Below are 14,999 nucleotides of genomic sequence, written 5' to 3' on the forward strand. Positions count from 1 at the left end.
CACCGATGACGGCCGTGGTGGCGGAGGCCGCGGTCAGCGGGCGGCGGGCGCCGGGGTGGGCGCGGCGGCTGTTCGCGGGGTGGCTGCCGGCCGGGACGGTGCTGGTCGGGGCGGCCTGGGTGTTGCTCTGGTGCGGGGTCCCGGCAGGCGATCTGGCGGCCTTCGGCGCGTACCTCCTGCTCGGGGTGGCGCTGCCGGGGACGTTGCTGTGGCGGGCGCTCACCGGCGGCGGCCGGTCGTTCGCCGAGGACGTGGCCGCCGGGCTGGCCCTCGGGTACGCGGTCGAGGTCCTGGTCTACATCCCAGCCCGCGCGGCCGGCCTGCCGCTGCTCGTCCTGGGCTGGCCGGTCACCGCCGTCGCGTTGTTCCTCGCGGTGCCGCGGTTGCGGCGCCACTGGCGGGGCCGGGCCGAACGCGAACGGATGCCCTGGTGGTGCGCCTGGTCGCTGGCGGGGGTCGCCGGTTACCTGCTGGCCTTCTGCGCCCGGTCGCTCTACCGCGTGCCGATCACCGACGCGTACGTCGACATGCCCTACCACCTGGCCCTGCTCGGCGAGGTCAGGAACCACGTGCCGCCCACGGTGCCGTCGGTGCTGGGCGAGCGGCTGTCCTACCACTGGTTCGTCTACGCCGAGATGGCGGCCACGAGCTGGGTCACCGGGATCGAGCCGGTGACGCTGGTCTACCGGCTGTCCACGTTGCCGATGACGTTCGCGACGGTCGTGCTCGTGGCGGTGCTCGGGCGGCGGCTCGGCGGGCGGTGGGGCGCGGGGCTCGCGGCGGTCGGCGTCACGTACTTCCTGTTCGCGCCGGTGTTGCAGGAGGGCGTGGTGTTCACCTCGCGGTCGATGTTCACCGCGTGGGCCAGCCCGACGCAGACGTTCGGCGCGTTGTTGTTCGCGCCCGTGATGCTGGTGCTCACCGCCATGCGGCCGAGGGGGTGGGCGGCGGTGGCCGTGCTGCTGCTGGCGCTGACCGGGGCGAAGGCGACGTTCCTGCCGTTGCTGCTGGCCGGGCTGGTGTTCGTGCTGGTCGTGCGGTTGCCGGTGGACCGGCGGCTGCGGCGGGAGTGGCTGGTGCCGGCGGCGATCACGTCCGGCTGCCTGCTGATCGCGCAGTTCGTGGTGTTCGGGCGGGGGGCGCAGGGCACGGTGGTGGCGCCGTTCGCCACGATGCGCACGTTGTGGGGGGTGGTGGCGGACGTGCAGCCGCCCGCGCTGGCCGCCGAGCCGTGGGGGCCGGTGCTGGTGTTCGCCGGGGTGCACCTGTTCTGCCTGCTCTGCGTGTGGGGCGGCGCGGTGGCGCTCAAGGCCCGGCTGCTGGACCCGGCGGTGCTGCTGCCGGTCGGCGTCGGGCTGGCGGGCATCGGCGCGATCATGGTGCTCGGTCATCCGTCCGACGCGCAGCTCTACTTCCTGGAGGGGGTGCGGCCGTACCTGTCGGTGGCCGCGGTGTGCGGGGTGGTGGCGGCCATGGAGCGGCGGCGGGTGCCGTGGGCGGTGGTCGCGGGCCTGGCCGGGGCGGGGGCGGCGGTGGCCGTCGCGGCCTCGCGGCTGGTGCCGCCGGGTGCGGCGCTGGTGCGGGTGCTGGTGCCGTACCTGGTGCTGGCGGGGGTGGCCGTGGTGGTGGTGGCGTTCCGGCGGCGGGGGTTCTCGCTGGCGGTGGTGGCGCTGCTGGCGGGGTACGCGGTGCCGACCTCGCTGCGGGAGGTGGTCGTGCACGTCGCGCCCGAGCCGTGGGAGCGCGAGCGGCTGATCCCGGCCGGGGCGCTGGAGGCCGGACGGTGGCTGCGCGACCATTCCGCGCCCGGCGACGTGGTGGCCACCGACCTCCACTGCCGCAACCCGGCGCCCCGCCGTACGTGCGACAGCAGGCACTTCTGGGTCTCGGGGTTCACCGAGCGGCGGGTGCTGGTCGAGGGCTGGGCGTACGCCGAGAGCACGCTGTCGCGCGCCGAGATGTTCGTGACCCCCTACCTCCAGGTGCCGTTCGCCGACCAGGCCAGGCTGGCGGACAACGACGCGGCCTTCCGCGAGCCGTCGGCCGCGAACGTCGGCAGGCTCCGCCGGAAATACGGCGTCAAATGGCTGTTCACCAGTAATGATCCGGCGTTGGAGACATACGCCGAACTGCGCTTCCGCAACGCCGACGTCTCCGTGTACGAGCTCACGGCCGGGTAAAGCTTGTCCCCGTTCATGGAATGGTGAGCAGAAACGGCACGCGCCCCGCTGGACGCCCCCAGCACCATTTCCGTGAACCTACCGCCGCAAGCGATCAGGGAATTCTATGGACACGCGTGCCGCCATGGACCCGAGCCCCAACGTCCTGGACACCTCGGCCGGCCTGGCGACCGTCGACATCGTCATCCCGGTGCTCAACGAAGAACGGGCGCTGCCGGGCTGCGTGCGCACGCTGACCGGGTTCCTGGAGGACAGGTTCCCGCTGCCGTGGCGCATCACGGTCGTGGACAACGGCAGCACCGACGACACCTGGCCCATCGCCACCCGGCTGGCCGCCGAGCACGACCGGGTGCACGCCCGCCGGCTCGACATCCGGGGCCGCGGCGCCGCGCTCAAGGCGGCCTGGCGGGAGAGCCCGGCCGACATCGTCGCGTACATGGACGTCGATCTGTCCACCGACCTCGGCGCGCTGTTCCCGCTGGTCGCGGCGGTGGCGAGCGGGCATTCCGAGATCGCCATCGGCACCCGGCTCGCGCACAGCGCCCGCACCCTGCGCTCGATCCGCCGCGAGGTGGTCTCGCGCAGCTACAACGCGCTGCTCAGGTACGGGTTCGGGGTCAGGTTCAGCGACGCCCAGTGCGGGTTCAAGGCGGCCAGGACCGACGTGGTCCGGCCGCTCATGGACAAGATCGAGGACGACGCCTGGTTCTTCGACACCGAGCTGCTGCTGCTGGCCGAGCACAACGGCCTGCGCGTGCACGAGGTGCCGGTCGACTGGATCGAGGACACCGACTCGCGCGTCCGCGTGGTCAGGACGGCGATCGACGACCTGAAGGGCCTGGCCAGGGTCGCCTGGTCGATGTCCATGGGCCGGGCCGACGTCGAGGTGGCGCGTTCGGAGCTCACGCCCACGCATCCCGACGCGGTGGTCGCCCGGCCGAGGGCGGTGACGCTGGCGAAGTTCGCCTCGTTCGCCGCGATCGGCGTGTTCTCCGTCCTGCTGTACGCGCTCATCTACCTGCCGTTGCGCGGCGTCTGGGCGCCCGCGCCGGCCAACCTGGGCGCGCTGGTGCTCTCCGGGTTCGTCAACACCGAGGCGAACCGGCGCTGGACGTTCAACCGGCTGGGCGGACGGCGTACCGCGATGCACTTCCGGGCGGCGCTGCTCTTCCTGGCGAACTACCTCCTGACCACCTCCGCCGTGCTCGGCCTGCGCAGCGTGTCGCCGGGGGCCGGGCGGCTGATGGAGATGAGCGCGGTGGTCGCCACGTACGGACTGCTCACCCTGATCCGCTTCACCGCTCTGGACCGCTGGGTCTTCTCCCGCACAAGGAACCAACCACATGGAAACCACTGAGATCCGCCGGCTGCTCGACCTTGAGGACACCCACTGGTGGTACCGGGAGCGCCGGGCGATCCTGCGCAGGGAGCTGCGTGACCTGGGCCGTCCCGGGCGGGCCCTCGACGTCGGCGCGGCCGGCGGCGGGAACACCCGGGTGCTGGTCGAGGCCGGCTGGGACGCCACCGCGACGGACTACTGCGAGACGGCGGTCGAGGTCGCCAGGGAACGCGGGCTCAAGGCCGTGCACGCCGACGCGCGGGCGCTGCCGTTCGAGTCGTCGAGCATGGACCTGGTGACCGCGTTCGACGTGCTCGAACACATCCACGAGGACCATCTCGTCACCGAGGAGATCGCCCGGGTGCTGGCGCCCGGCGGGCACGCGCTGATCGCCGTCCCGTGCGACATGGCGCTGTGGTCGGCGCACGACGACGCCGTGGGGCACGTACGCCGCTACGGCCGGGACACGCTGACCGTCGTGGTGGAGAAGGCCGGGCTGCGGGTGGACCGGCTGTGGAGCTGGAACGTGCTGCTGCGTCCGCTGGTGGCCCGGCACCGGCGGCGATCGAGGGGCAGCGACCTGCAGCGCACGCCCGCGGTGGTCAACGCGGGCCTGTCGATGGTGGTGCGCGCCGAACGCTACCTGCCGGTCAGGTCGCTGAAGGGCGTGACGCTGTTCCTGCGGGCCAGGCTCGGCAGGTGACGGGTTCCGAACCACAGGCCGGGGTCAGGTCTCAACTCGATGTCCGGTGACGCGGACGGCCCCGGATGGTTCTAGGCTGTCGCGTGTGGTGATTCACGCCCTCCTCGCGGCCACCCTGGCCCTGACCGCCACGCCCGCGGCCGCCGCCCCGAAGATCGACTGCGCCCGGCTCAAGTGCCTGGCGCTGACCTTCGACGACGGTCCCGGCGAGCACACGGCGACGCTGCTCAAGGTGCTCAAGAAGGAGGGGGCCAAGGCCACCTTCTTCCTCGTCGGCAAGCAGGTCGAGCGGCGTCCGGCGCTGGCCAGGCAGCAGGCCGCGGAGGGGCACGCGATCGGCGACCACACCTACTCCCACCCCTCGCTGCCGACGCTGCGCGACGACGACATCATCGAAGAGCTGCGCACCACCCAGGCCCTCATCCAGGACGCCACGGGCCGGCGGCCGACGATGTACCGCCCGCCCTACGGGCACACCGACGAGCGCGTGCTGCGGATGGCCGACCAGCAGGACCTCGCCGAGATCCTGTGGACGGGCACCACCCTCGACTGGAAGCTGCGCGACGCCAAGAAGATCAAGGCGACCGTGCTCAAGCTGGCCAAGCGCGACGGCGTCATCCTCATGCACGACACGGTCCCGCAGACCGTCAAGGCGATGCCCGAGATCCTCAAGGAGCTCAAGAAGCAGGGCTACACCCTCGTCACCGTCCCGACGCTGCTGCGCGGCAAGGGGCCCGAATCCGGACTGAGCTACTTCTGAGCACGTCCCCCTCCTGAGTGCTGGAACCATGGAGAGCGTCAGCCCCGCCGCCGCACGTCCCAGGCCGTGGGTCGCCCTCGTCACCTTCCTGATCATTCAGGCGGTGCTCGCCTGCTGGTGGGCGGCCTTCTACCCCGGGCTGTTCAGCCGCGACTCGGTGCTCTATCTCAGCCACACGATCGTCGGCCCGTGGGTGAGCGATCACTCGGTGGCCTACGACGCGTTGTTGTGGCTGAGCTTCACCAGGACAGGTGACCTCGGGGCGGTCACGTTCGCGCAGACCACGGCGATGGCGGGGGCGCTGACGTACCTGGCGCGGTCGCTCGGCGCGCTGGGGGCGCCGCGGTGGGCCACGACGCTGGTGGCGGTGCTGGCGCCGGTGACGCCGACGGTGGGGGCGTTCACGGTCACGCTGTGGAAGGACGTGCCGTTCACGATCTGCGCGATCATGATCGCGGGGGTCTGCGCGCGCATGGCCGCGCGCCGGCGGGTCTCCCTGGCCGGGCTCGGCGTGCTCATGACGCTGCTCGGGCTGTTCCGCGCGAACGGCTTCCTGGTGGTCGGCATCGCCGTCGCCGTCCTGCTGGTGGTCGTCGCCACGCGGCGGGTACGGCTCGCGCTCGTCGGCACGGTGGCGGCCGCCGTGCCGCTGCTGCTCACGAACCTGCTGTTCCCGCGGTTCGGCATCACGCCGCCGTCCAGCACGTACGTCTACCACACGGCCTACGCCGACGTGGCGGTGGCGTTCAGGGAGCGTCCGGAGCTGTTCACCGAGCAGGACAAGGCGCTGATGACCTCGGTCGCGCCGCTCAGCAGGTGGTGGGAGGGCGGCACCTGCGCCACGGTCAACCTGCTGATCTGGCGTCGCGACTTCAGCTGGCCGGCCGCCGACGCGCACGCGGGCGAGCTGCTCGGCCTGTGGGAGCGGTTGCTGACCAGCGACCCCGGGATGATCGCCCGCACCCGCCTGTGCCGGGGGGCGATCGCGTGGAGCCCGGTGCAGGACCCGTACGTGGTCGGCGGGATGACGTACCGGTTCTCGCGGCGGCCCACCGCCGACACCTACGTGGGGCCCGGCAAGGTGCCGGACTTCGCCGGCCGGGGGGTGTTCTCGCTCCGGCCGCTGTCGGCCGAGCTGAACCAGGTGGCCGAGCCGTGGCTGACGGGGGCGCTGCTCCCGCAGTGGGACTGGGTGTTGTGGCGGGGGGCCTCGTGGGCCTACCTGTCGTACGCGGCGGTGGCGCTGGGGGCGCTGGCCCTGCGCAACCGCTACGTGGTCGGGGTGGCGGCGGTCGTGGCCGGGCAGCAGCTCGCCGTGCTGGCCAACATCTCGGCCCAGGACTTCCGGTACATGGCCGCGCCGATCTTCGTCGGGCTGCTGCTGGTGCCGCTGCTCCTGGCGAGCGCCGGGCGGCTGCTGCTCGCCGCGGCCCGGTGGGCGTGGCGCGCGCTGCGCCGGCCGGCCCCGCCCGCCGGCGAGACCGGGCCGGACGACCAGGGCGGCTAGGCCAGGCCCTGGCCGTCGGGCAGCCGGGTACGGCCCGGCAGCCGCACCACGGTGACGAAGAACTCGTCGATCTGCCGGATGACGGCCATGAACTGCTCAAGGTCGACGGGCTTGGTCACGTACGCGTTGGCGAACAGCTTGTAGCTGCGCAGGATGTCCTCCTCGGCCGAGGAGGTGGTCAGGACGACGACCGGGATCGCCCGCAGCTCCGGATCGCCCTTGATCTTCTCCAGCACCTGCCGCCCGTCGTACTTGGGCAGGTTGAGGTCGAGCAGGACGAGGTCGGGCCGCGGCGCGCCCACGTGCGCCCCGCGCTGGTAGATGAAGTCGAGCGCCTCCAGGCCGTCGCGCACGACGTGGAGGTTGTTGCGGATCTTGTTGTCCTCGAACGCCTCGCGGGTGATGAGCTCGTCACCGGGATCGTCCTCGACCAGGAGCACTTCGATGGGCTGGACGGTCATGCGGTTGCTCCTTCGTCGGTGACGGCGGGCAGGGTGAAGCTGATCCGGGCTCCCTCGGTGTGGCCGGTGTCGAGCCAGATCGTACCGCCGTGGTTCTCCACGATCTTCTTGCACATCGCCAGGCCGATGCCGGTGCCGCTGTAGGCCTCCCGGCTGTGCAGACGCTGGAAGATGATGAAGATCTTATCGGCGAACTCGGCCTCCACGCCGATGCCGTTGTCGGTGACCGAGAACAGCCACTCGTTCTCCCGCTGCTCGCAGGTGATCCGGATGCGGGGGGCGCGGTCGGGGGCGCGGAACTTCAGCGCGTTGCCGACGAGGTTCTGCCAGAGCATGCCGAGCATGGTGGGGTCGCCGATCACGTTGGGCAGCGGGTCGGGCCGCTCGATCTCGGCACCGGTCTCCTCGATCACCGCCGACAGGTCCACCAGCGCCTTGTCGAGCGACTCCGCCAGGTCGACCGGCTTGCGGTCGTCGTACAGGCGGCCGACGCGGGAGAAGGTGAGCAGGTCGTTGATCAGGACCTGCATGCGGGTGGCGCCGTCGACGGCGAAGTGGATGTACTGGAGGCCGCGCTCGTCGAGCACGTCGCCGTAGCGCTTCTGGAGGAGCTGGCAGAACGTGGCGATCTTGCGCAGCGGCTCCTGGAGGTCGTGGGAGGCGACGTAGGCGAACTGCTCCAGCTCGGCGTTCGACCGCCGCAGCTCCTCGGCCTGGGCGTCGAGGCCGGCCGCCTGCTCGCGCAGCACGACGTGCTGCTTGCGGAACTCTTCGAGGGCGAAGACGATCTTCGTCCGCATCGACTCCACGTCCCGTGCGACCTCGCGGATGTCGGCCGGCCCGCTGGCCGGGATCGCCCGGTCGAAGTCGCCGGCGGCGATGTCGCGGGCGGCCTCGCGTAGCTCGTCGAGCGGACGCCCGATCGCCCGCCGCAGCAGCACCGCCATCGCGACGCCGGCCACCAGGAACAGGATCAGCATGACGACGAAGGCCAGGTTGCGGACCTGCTCGACCTGTCGCAGCTCCTCCTGGGCGCGCTGCCGGGCGTCGGCCAGCCGGTCGTCCTGCCGGTCGAGCAGCGCTCTGATCTGGTCGAAGGCGTGCTTGCCGCTCTCGATGCGGCTGGCGGGGATGACCCCGTCGGCCCGCTTGTCGGCGGTGAGCGGCTCGGCGTAGTCGCGCCGCCAGGCGGCCGCCGCGTCCCTGACCGCGTTCAGCTCGCCGACCAGCTCCGGACGGTCGCCGATGAGCGCGGCGATGCGCTCGCGGCTGTGCCGCTCGGCCGCCACGCCCGCCGTGTACGGCTGGAGGAAGTCCTCGTTGCCGGTCAGCAGGAAACCGCGTACGCCGGTCTCCTGGTCGATCAGGGTGCTGCGCAACTGGGCGGCCTCGATCCTGGCCGGCGAGATGCGCAGGATGACCTGGTCGGACAGCCGCGCGGTGCGGTCGAGCATCACGGTGGCGACGACGACGCAGGTGACCACCAGGACCGACACGGCCGCGATCATCAGCACGAACCAGCCGTGGACGGTCAGCCGCCGCCAGCCCTGCTCGCCGCCACGCGTACGGGAAACCTTCTGCACTGCCTGCCTCTCCAGCACGGACGCCTGTTCGCTCACGATTCGTCCTTCCAGCGCAGGTGCACGACGGCGACGTCGTCGGCCGCCGCGTCGTGGACGGAGGCCGCCTCGACGTCGGCGAGGATCGCGTCGAGCAGTTCCTCGCTGCCCAGGCCCGTCCACCGGGAGGACAGCTCCAGCAGGCCCTCCTCGCCCAGCCACCGCGGCGTGTCGCCCGGCAGGCGGCGCTCGAAGAGGCCGTCGGTGTAGAGCGTCACGCCGCCGCCCTCGGGCAGCTCCAGGAGGTCCTCCTCCCAGTCGGCCTCGATGGGCAGGCCGAGCGCGGGCCCCTGCCGCGGGTCGGCGAGCAGCACGGAGTCGGCCGTGTGCACCAGCAGGCCGGGGTGTCCGGCGCGCCAGACGCGCATCGTGTGCCGGTCGGGCTCCAGAACCACCGTGGACATCGTGACGAAGATCTCGGAGCCGGCCCGTTCGGCCCGCAGGATGCGTTCGAGCTGGCGCAGCAGCGGGACGCCGGTCATGCCGTTGAGCACCAGCGCCCGCCAGGCGATGCGCAGGCAGACGCCGAGCGCCGCCTCGTCGGGCCCGTGGCCGCAGACGTCGCCGATCACCGCGTGCACGACCTTGTCGTCGGTCTCGACGACGTCGAAGAAGTCGCCACCGAGCGTGGCCGAGCCGCGGCTGGCCCGGTAGCGGGAGGCGACCTCCAGGGGCATCTCCTGCAGCAGCGGCGTCGGCAGCAGGCCGCGCTCCAGGCGGGCGTTCTCCTTGGCCCGCACCCGTGCGGTGTGCAGCGCCACGGCCGCCTGCTCGGCCTGCTTGCGCTGCATGGCGTAGCGCAGCGTGCGGCCCAGCCATTCGGCCTCCACCCGGCCCTTGACCAGGTAGTCCTGGGCTCCGGCGGTCACCGCGGCGAGGCCCGCGCTCTCCTCGGCCAGGCCGGTCAGCACGACGACGGCGGCGTCCCCGGCCTCCTCCAGCACCGACGACAGGGCGGAGAACTCGTAGGCGTCGGGCAGGCCGAGGTCGAGCAGCACGCACTGGGGACGCAGCCGGGCCAGCGCCCTGCGGGCCTCGTCCACCGAACGCGCCCACTCCAGCCGGACGGCAAGGCCGCTGTCCTCCAGCAGCTCCTGGACGATCAGCGCATCCTGCGGATCGTCCTCCACGAGCAACACCAACGGCTGCCGGACATCCTCACTCGCATGGGCCATGTTGGCAATTGCACCCTTCGTCACCGGCACCGAGCTCTAACGAATCGACGCCTCAGGTGCCCCACTGCCCACTACGGCCAAGAAGTGGCCCAAACTCACACACTTTTCCCAAGAAACTTTGCGGTATGCGTCCACGAGCTGAGCAATCGTCACGGGCCGGGGTCGAGGGGGTCTGGCGAATCGACCTTCTTCCACCATAACCAACGCCCTGACCTGCATTAACCGCTCATGGCCGGACATGCGAACGGCCCGGAACCGTCAGCCGGTCCGGGCCGTTCGCACACGGCGCTATTCCCACTCGATGGTGCCCGGGGGCTTGCTCGTGACGTCGACCACCACCCGGTTGACCTCGCGCACCTCGTTGGTGATGCGGGTGGAGATGCGGGACAGGACGTCGTAGGGCACCCGCGCCCAGTCGGCCGTCATCGCGTCCTCGGACGTCACCGGCCGGAGCACGACCGGGTGGCCGTAGGTGCGGCCGTCGCCCTGCACGCCCACCGAACGCACGTCGGCCAGCAGCACCACCGGGCACTGCCAGATCTGCCGGTCGAGGCCGGCGCGGGAGAGCTCTTCGCGGGCGATGGCGTCGGCCTCGCGCAGCAGCGCCAGGCGGTCGCGGGTGACCTCGCCGACGATGCGGATGCCGAGCCCGGGGCCGGGGAACGGCTGCCGCCAGACCATGGCGGGCGGCAGGCCCAGCTCTTCGCCGGCCCGGCGGACCTCGTCCTTGAACAGCGCGCGCAGCGGCTCGACCAGCTTGAACTGGAGGTCTTCCGGCAGGCCGCCGACGTTGTGGTGGGACTTGATGTTGGCGGTGCCGGTGCCGCCGCCGGACTCGACGACGTCGGGGTAGAGGGTGCCCTGGACCAGGAAGTCGACCGGGCCGTCGGCCATGATGGCGCGCTGCTCGTCCTCGAAGACGCGGATGAACTCGCGGCCGATGATCTTCCGCTTCTCCTCCGGGTCGGTGACGCCCTCCAGCGCCTTCAGGAAGCGGTCGGCGGCGTCGACGACGCGCAGCTTGACGCCCGTGACGGCCACGAAGTCGCGCTCGACCTGCTCGGCCTCGCCCTTGCGCAGCAGCCCGTGGTCGACGAAGACGCAGGTCAGCCGGTCGCCGATGGCCCGCTGGACGATCGCCGCGGCCACCGCGGAGTCGACGCCGCCCGACAGCGCGCAGATGGCGCGGCCCTCGCCGACCTGCCGGCGCACGGCCTCGACGGAGTCCTCGACGATGTTGAGCATGGTCCACGACGGACGGCAGCCGGCCGCGTCGAGGAAGTGCTTGAGCACGGCCTGGCCGTGCTCGGAGTGGAGCACCTCGGGATGGAACTGCACGCCGTACAGGCCGCGCTCGGGGTGCTCGAAGGCGGCGACCGGCGTCTCGCTCGTGGAGGCGGTGACCGCGAAGCCCTCGGGGGCCGCGGCCACGCTGTCGCCGTGGGACATCCAGACGGTCTGCGCGGCGGGCAGCCCCTGGAAGATGACGCCCTCGTCGAGCACCTTCAGCGCGGTGCCGCCGTATTCGGCGACGCCCGTGCGGGCGACCTCGCCGCCCAGCGCCTGGGCCATGGCCTGGAAGCCGTAACAGATGCCGAACGTGGGCACGCCGGTCGAGAACAGGCCGTGCGGCACGGGCGGCGCGCCTTCGGCGTAGACCGACGACGGGCCACCGGACAGGATGATCGCCTTCGGTTTCTTGGCCATCATCTCCTCGACGGACATCGACGACGGCACGATCTCGGAGTAGACGTGGCACTCGCGCACCCGCCTGGCGATGAGCTGTGCGTACTGTGCGCCGAAGTCGACCACCAGCACTGTGTCGAATTCAGACACCGTGAGAACCCCCCAAAGGCGAAATGCGGTGCCTTCATTGTATCGGCCTCGGGTATTACGCCTGGCCTCACACCGTCACTCGTGCTAACACAGAACGGTGGATCTTGTCTGGCCGGCCTCGGCGTGGGCCCTGTGGTTCGCCGCGCTGGCCGCCGCGTTCGGGTTGACGACGCGCCGGGCCGCCGCGCCCCCGGCGGCCCCTGCTCCCCCGGCGCCGCCCGCCGTCGTCGAGCTCTTACGCGGGCTGCGGGCCGGTGAGGTCTTCCACGCCACGGTCTTCGAGCTGGCCAGGCGCGGGTTCCTGACGATCCGGGGCGACCGGCTCACGCTCTCCGCGACGGGCGAGGGGCAGGTGTGGCCGTACGAGCGATGGGTGCTCGACCGGGTGGCCGCGCGGATGGGCGGAGCGCCGCAGGCGCCGGTGGTCGCCCTGATGCCGGACAGCGGCGACCTCGACGCCGAGTTCGTGCCCCTGCTCCGGCAGAGCGCCATCGACCTCGGGCTGGCCCGGCGGCGCTGGCAGAGCATGCTCGTGCCGCTGCTGCTGGCCGCCGGCCTCGCCGTGCCCTGGTACGTCACCATCTCGCAGGCGGGCGTGTCGTGGCCCGGCTGGATCGCCACGGCGGGGGCGTTCGTGGCCGGGGCCGCGCTGCTGCTGGGCGGACGCGGGTTCGTGCTGACGCCGCTCGGCCGCGAGGTCGCCGGGCCCGAGCCGGCCCCGGTGGACCCGCGGCAGGAGTGGATCTTCACCGGCGACGGGTGGCGCGGCGTCCTGGTCGAGCCCGCTCCGCGCGACGGCGGCGCGCCCAAGCGGCAGGAGGTCGAGGGGCGGGTGGTCAAGCGCTGGATCGTGACCGAGCACGGCGACGACCTGTCCTCCTCGCGCACCTGTTACCTGGCGGTGCACGACGGCACGTCGGAGCGGGCGCCGGCGTACCGGGCCAAGGAGCGCGTCTACCAGGACGTGCTGCCGGGCGACTTCGTCCGGCTGCTGGTCAATCCGCGGCGCGGGAGCGTGGTGAGCGTGCTGGCCCACGAGCGCCGCTGGTAGCGCCGGGCAGTTCGCCGGCCAGCAGCAGCTCGGTCTGCCTGCGCAGCCGGTCGGCGAACTCGGGGTGGGTCAGCACGAGGAACCGTTCCTCGTGGATGGCCCGCACGACCAGGGCGGCGACCTCGGCGGGCTCGACGCCGCGCGCCATGGCCGCCCCGACGGCCTCGCGGGCGGCCGTCTCGTCGTCCGTCGGGGTGGTGACCAGGCCGGCCGGGCGGGACCGGGCCGAGTCGTCGATCCGCGTCCTGACCGCGCCGGGGCACAGCGCGGTCACGCGGAGCTTGGAGCCCACGGCGGCCAGGTCCTGGGCCAGCGACTGCGAGGCGGCCAGCGCGGCGTACTTGGTGACCGCGTAACCGCCCGCGCCCGGCGCGGCGAGCAGCCCCGCCACGGACACGGTGTTGACGACGTGCCCCTCGGTGTCCTGTCCCATCATGCGCGGCACGAACGCCCGCACGCCGTGCAGCACGCCCCACAGGTTCACGCCGAGCAGCCAGGCGAAGTCCTCGGCGGTCCTGGTCCACAGGCGGCCGCCCTGGTAAACGCCGGCGTTGTTGCACAGCACGTGCACCGCGCCCAGCTCGCCGAAGCTCCGGTCGGCCAGGTGCTGCACGGCCGCCGCGTCCGAGACGTCGGTGACCTGCGTGAGCACCTCGCCCGGCCCGGCGGACGCCTTCCCCGCGAGCGCGGCCGTCTCGGCCAGGCCACCGGGATCGACGTCGGCCAGCATCAACGCCATGCCCTCGGCGGCGAACCGGACGGCCAGGGCCCTGCCGATGCCGCTGGCCGCGCCCGTCACCACCGCGACTTTGCCGGACAGTTCACGCACCGCTGAACCTCCCTAGCGCTCGCTCGGCTAACCCGACGCTACAGGATCGCGCCGATCAGGCCCAGGGGCGGCGAGCCGAGGTCGAACAGCGCCTTGTGGAAACGCTGGAGCGTGAAGCCCGCTCCCCACTGCGCGCGGGCCTGCTCGCGCAGGTCGAGGATGAGCAGCTTGCCCCAGGTGTAGCGGCCGTACGTCGGGTCGAAGGAGGCGCGGCGGGCCTCCGACAGCGCGGCGGGACCGGCCAGGTGGGTGTCGGACTCGAAGCGCCGCGCGCCCTCCTCGACCGTCATCTGCCCGGTGTGCACGCCGATCGCGCAGGCCAGCCGGGTGACCCGGATCAGCGCCTCCACCCAGACGCCGATCTCGAACCGCGGGTCGTCGGGCGCGTAGCCCTCCTCGACGCACAGCTCCTCGGCGTAGTGGGCCCAGCCCTCGACGAAGGCCATCGACTGCAGCAGCCGCCGCACGTCGGAGGGGGCCCGGCGGAGCGCGCGGCCGTGCGAGAAGTGGCCGGGGGCCACCTCGTGCACGTTGATCGCGGGCAGCGTGGTGGCGCTGAAGACCTCCAGCCACTCCTCCTGGTCCTGCTCGCTCCAGGACGCGTCCGGCGGCGTGATGTGGTACCAGGACGGCCCCTCGGGCTCGCCCGGCGAGTTCCACGCCATCATGGCCATGGCCCAGCGGCGCGACTCCGGCGCCAGCCCGACCTGGCACTCGCCGTCGTGGTAGGGCACGAGGTCCTTCTCACGGGTGAAGGCGATGGCCCGTTCGGTGCCGATCCGGGCCGCCTCGATCACGCCGTCGGCGTCGGGGTGGTCCTTGACCAGCTCGCGGACGACGTCGAGGGGCCGCTCGGAACGTCCGAGCTTGGCGCAGGACTCGGCCAGCAGGCCCATGAGCCGGTCGCGTTCGGCGTCGGCGCGCTCGGCCAGCCGGCCCAGGTCGACCGGCAGGCCCTCGGCGCTGCTCATGAGCTTGACCAGGGCCGCGCCGCCGAGCGCGGCGTCGGGGTCGCCCTCGGCGGCGGCGTGGGCCACGTGGGCCACGAGCCTGCCGTGGGCCTCGATCGCGGCCTGGTCGGTGATACCCGCGGCCAGACCCTTGACCGCGCCCAGCAGGGACGTGGCGACCGGGGCCGCGACCTGGTCGAGCGCGGCGACCGCGGCGTCCACGGCGGCCGGCCACTGCGCGAGATGCGCGGCGCGGGCGGCGGCGCGCTCGGCCTCGGGGCCGTAGTCGCGGTCGTAGCAGGCCAGGTCGAGGTTGGACAGGTGGATCAGCGGGTTCTTGCGGTGCAGCTCCAGCTCGCCGAACTGGGTGCGCATCGCCTCCTCGAAGATCTGCAGGTGCTCGGCGTCGTGCGGGTCGGCCGGCGCGTCGCCCTTGCCGAGGCGCGCCAGGCCGTCCCGTACGCCCTCGGGCGACAGGTCCTGGATCTGGCCGTCGTACTCGTGCCTGCCGCCCCCTTCGCGCGCCTCGGACACCATCAAATCGGTGATCGCGCGCAGTCTGGGGTCAAGTTCCGTCATGCCGCCGACG

General features: G+C 72.4%; 12 protein-coding genes. 6 read left to right on the top strand and 6 right to left on the bottom strand.

Annotation, left to right across the window (positions count from 1 at the left end):
• Positions 1-5 precede the first annotated feature (5 nt).
• The 5 genes from ABT158_RS40065 (at position 6) to ABT158_RS40085 (ending at position 6,489) form a co-directional block, all read left to right on the top strand.
• Positions 6-2,180, top strand: coding sequence for a hypothetical protein (locus ABT158_RS40065; protein ID WP_352362773.1), 2,175 nt, complete (start codon positions 6-8; stop codon positions 2,178-2,180).
• Between the two features lie 106 nt (positions 2,181-2,286).
• On the top strand, positions 2,287-3,537 hold the full coding sequence (locus ABT158_RS40070) for a glycosyltransferase (RefSeq protein WP_352362775.1): 1,251 nt from the start codon (positions 2,287-2,289) through the stop codon (positions 3,535-3,537).
• Positions 3,524-4,222 (top strand): class I SAM-dependent methyltransferase, encoded by a 699-nt coding sequence (locus ABT158_RS40075; protein ID WP_352362777.1) that lies wholly within the window; start codon positions 3,524-3,526, stop codon positions 4,220-4,222. The genes ABT158_RS40070 and ABT158_RS40075 overlap by 14 nt, the downstream gene beginning before the upstream one ends.
• Positions 4,223-4,307: 85 nt before the next feature.
• Positions 4,308-4,982: a polysaccharide deacetylase family protein gene (locus ABT158_RS40080; RefSeq protein ID WP_352362779.1), complete on the top strand. Its 675-nt coding sequence runs from the start codon at positions 4,308-4,310 to the stop codon at positions 4,980-4,982.
• Between the two features lie 28 nt (positions 4,983-5,010).
• Positions 5,011-6,489 carry a hypothetical protein gene (locus tag ABT158_RS40085; RefSeq protein ID WP_352362781.1) on the top strand — a complete coding sequence of 493 codons (1,479 nt, stop codon included), beginning with the start codon at positions 5,011-5,013 and terminating at the stop codon, positions 6,487-6,489.
• On the opposite strand, the gene ABT158_RS40090 is transcribed toward ABT158_RS40085, so the two are convergent.
• From ABT158_RS40090 to guaA, 4 genes are all read right to left on the bottom strand, one after another.
• Complete coding sequence (locus ABT158_RS40090) at positions 6,486-6,950, bottom strand: response regulator (protein WP_352318742.1); 465 nt, start codon at positions 6,948-6,950, stop codon at positions 6,486-6,488. The genes ABT158_RS40085 and ABT158_RS40090 overlap by 4 nt on opposite strands.
• Complete coding sequence (locus tag ABT158_RS40095) at positions 6,947-8,569, bottom strand: sensor histidine kinase (RefSeq protein ID WP_352362783.1); 1,623 nt, start codon at positions 8,567-8,569, stop codon at positions 6,947-6,949. Before ABT158_RS40095 ends, ABT158_RS40090 begins: the two co-directional genes overlap by 4 nt.
• Positions 8,566-9,744, bottom strand: a complete 1,179-nt coding sequence (locus tag ABT158_RS40100) for a PP2C family protein-serine/threonine phosphatase (protein ID WP_352362785.1) — start codon at positions 9,742-9,744, stop codon at positions 8,566-8,568. The genes ABT158_RS40095 and ABT158_RS40100 overlap by 4 nt, the downstream gene beginning before the upstream one ends.
• A gap of 288 nt (positions 9,745-10,032) precedes the next feature.
• Entirely contained in the window at positions 10,033-11,580 is a 1,548-nt protein-coding gene (gene guaA, locus ABT158_RS40105) for a glutamine-hydrolyzing GMP synthase (RefSeq protein WP_352362787.1), read from the bottom strand.
• Between the two features lie 97 nt (positions 11,581-11,677).
• Between guaA and ABT158_RS40110 the strand changes: the two genes are divergently transcribed.
• On the top strand, positions 11,678-12,631 hold the full coding sequence (locus tag ABT158_RS40110) for a DUF2207 domain-containing protein (RefSeq protein WP_352362789.1): 954 nt from the start codon (positions 11,678-11,680) through the stop codon (positions 12,629-12,631).
• Here ABT158_RS40110 and ABT158_RS40115 read toward each other — a convergent pair.
• Together ABT158_RS40115 and ABT158_RS40120 are read right to left on the bottom strand one after the other, a co-directional pair.
• Positions 12,576-13,460 (bottom strand): SDR family NAD(P)-dependent oxidoreductase, encoded by an 885-nt coding sequence (locus ABT158_RS40115; RefSeq protein WP_352362791.1) that lies wholly within the window; start codon positions 13,458-13,460, stop codon positions 12,576-12,578. The two genes, ABT158_RS40110 and ABT158_RS40115, sit on opposite strands and share 56 nt — an antisense overlap.
• Before the next feature lie 38 nt (positions 13,461-13,498).
• A complete protein-coding gene (locus tag ABT158_RS40120) occupies positions 13,499-14,989 on the bottom strand; it encodes a DUF885 family protein (protein ID WP_352362793.1) in 1,491 nt (496 codons plus the stop codon).
• Positions 14,990-14,999: the final 10 nt, after the last annotated feature.

The organism is Nonomuraea sp. NPDC001636 (assembly GCF_040298265.1).
In the GTDB taxonomy this organism is placed as follows: Bacteria; Actinomycetota; Actinomycetes; order Streptosporangiales; family Streptosporangiaceae; genus Nonomuraea.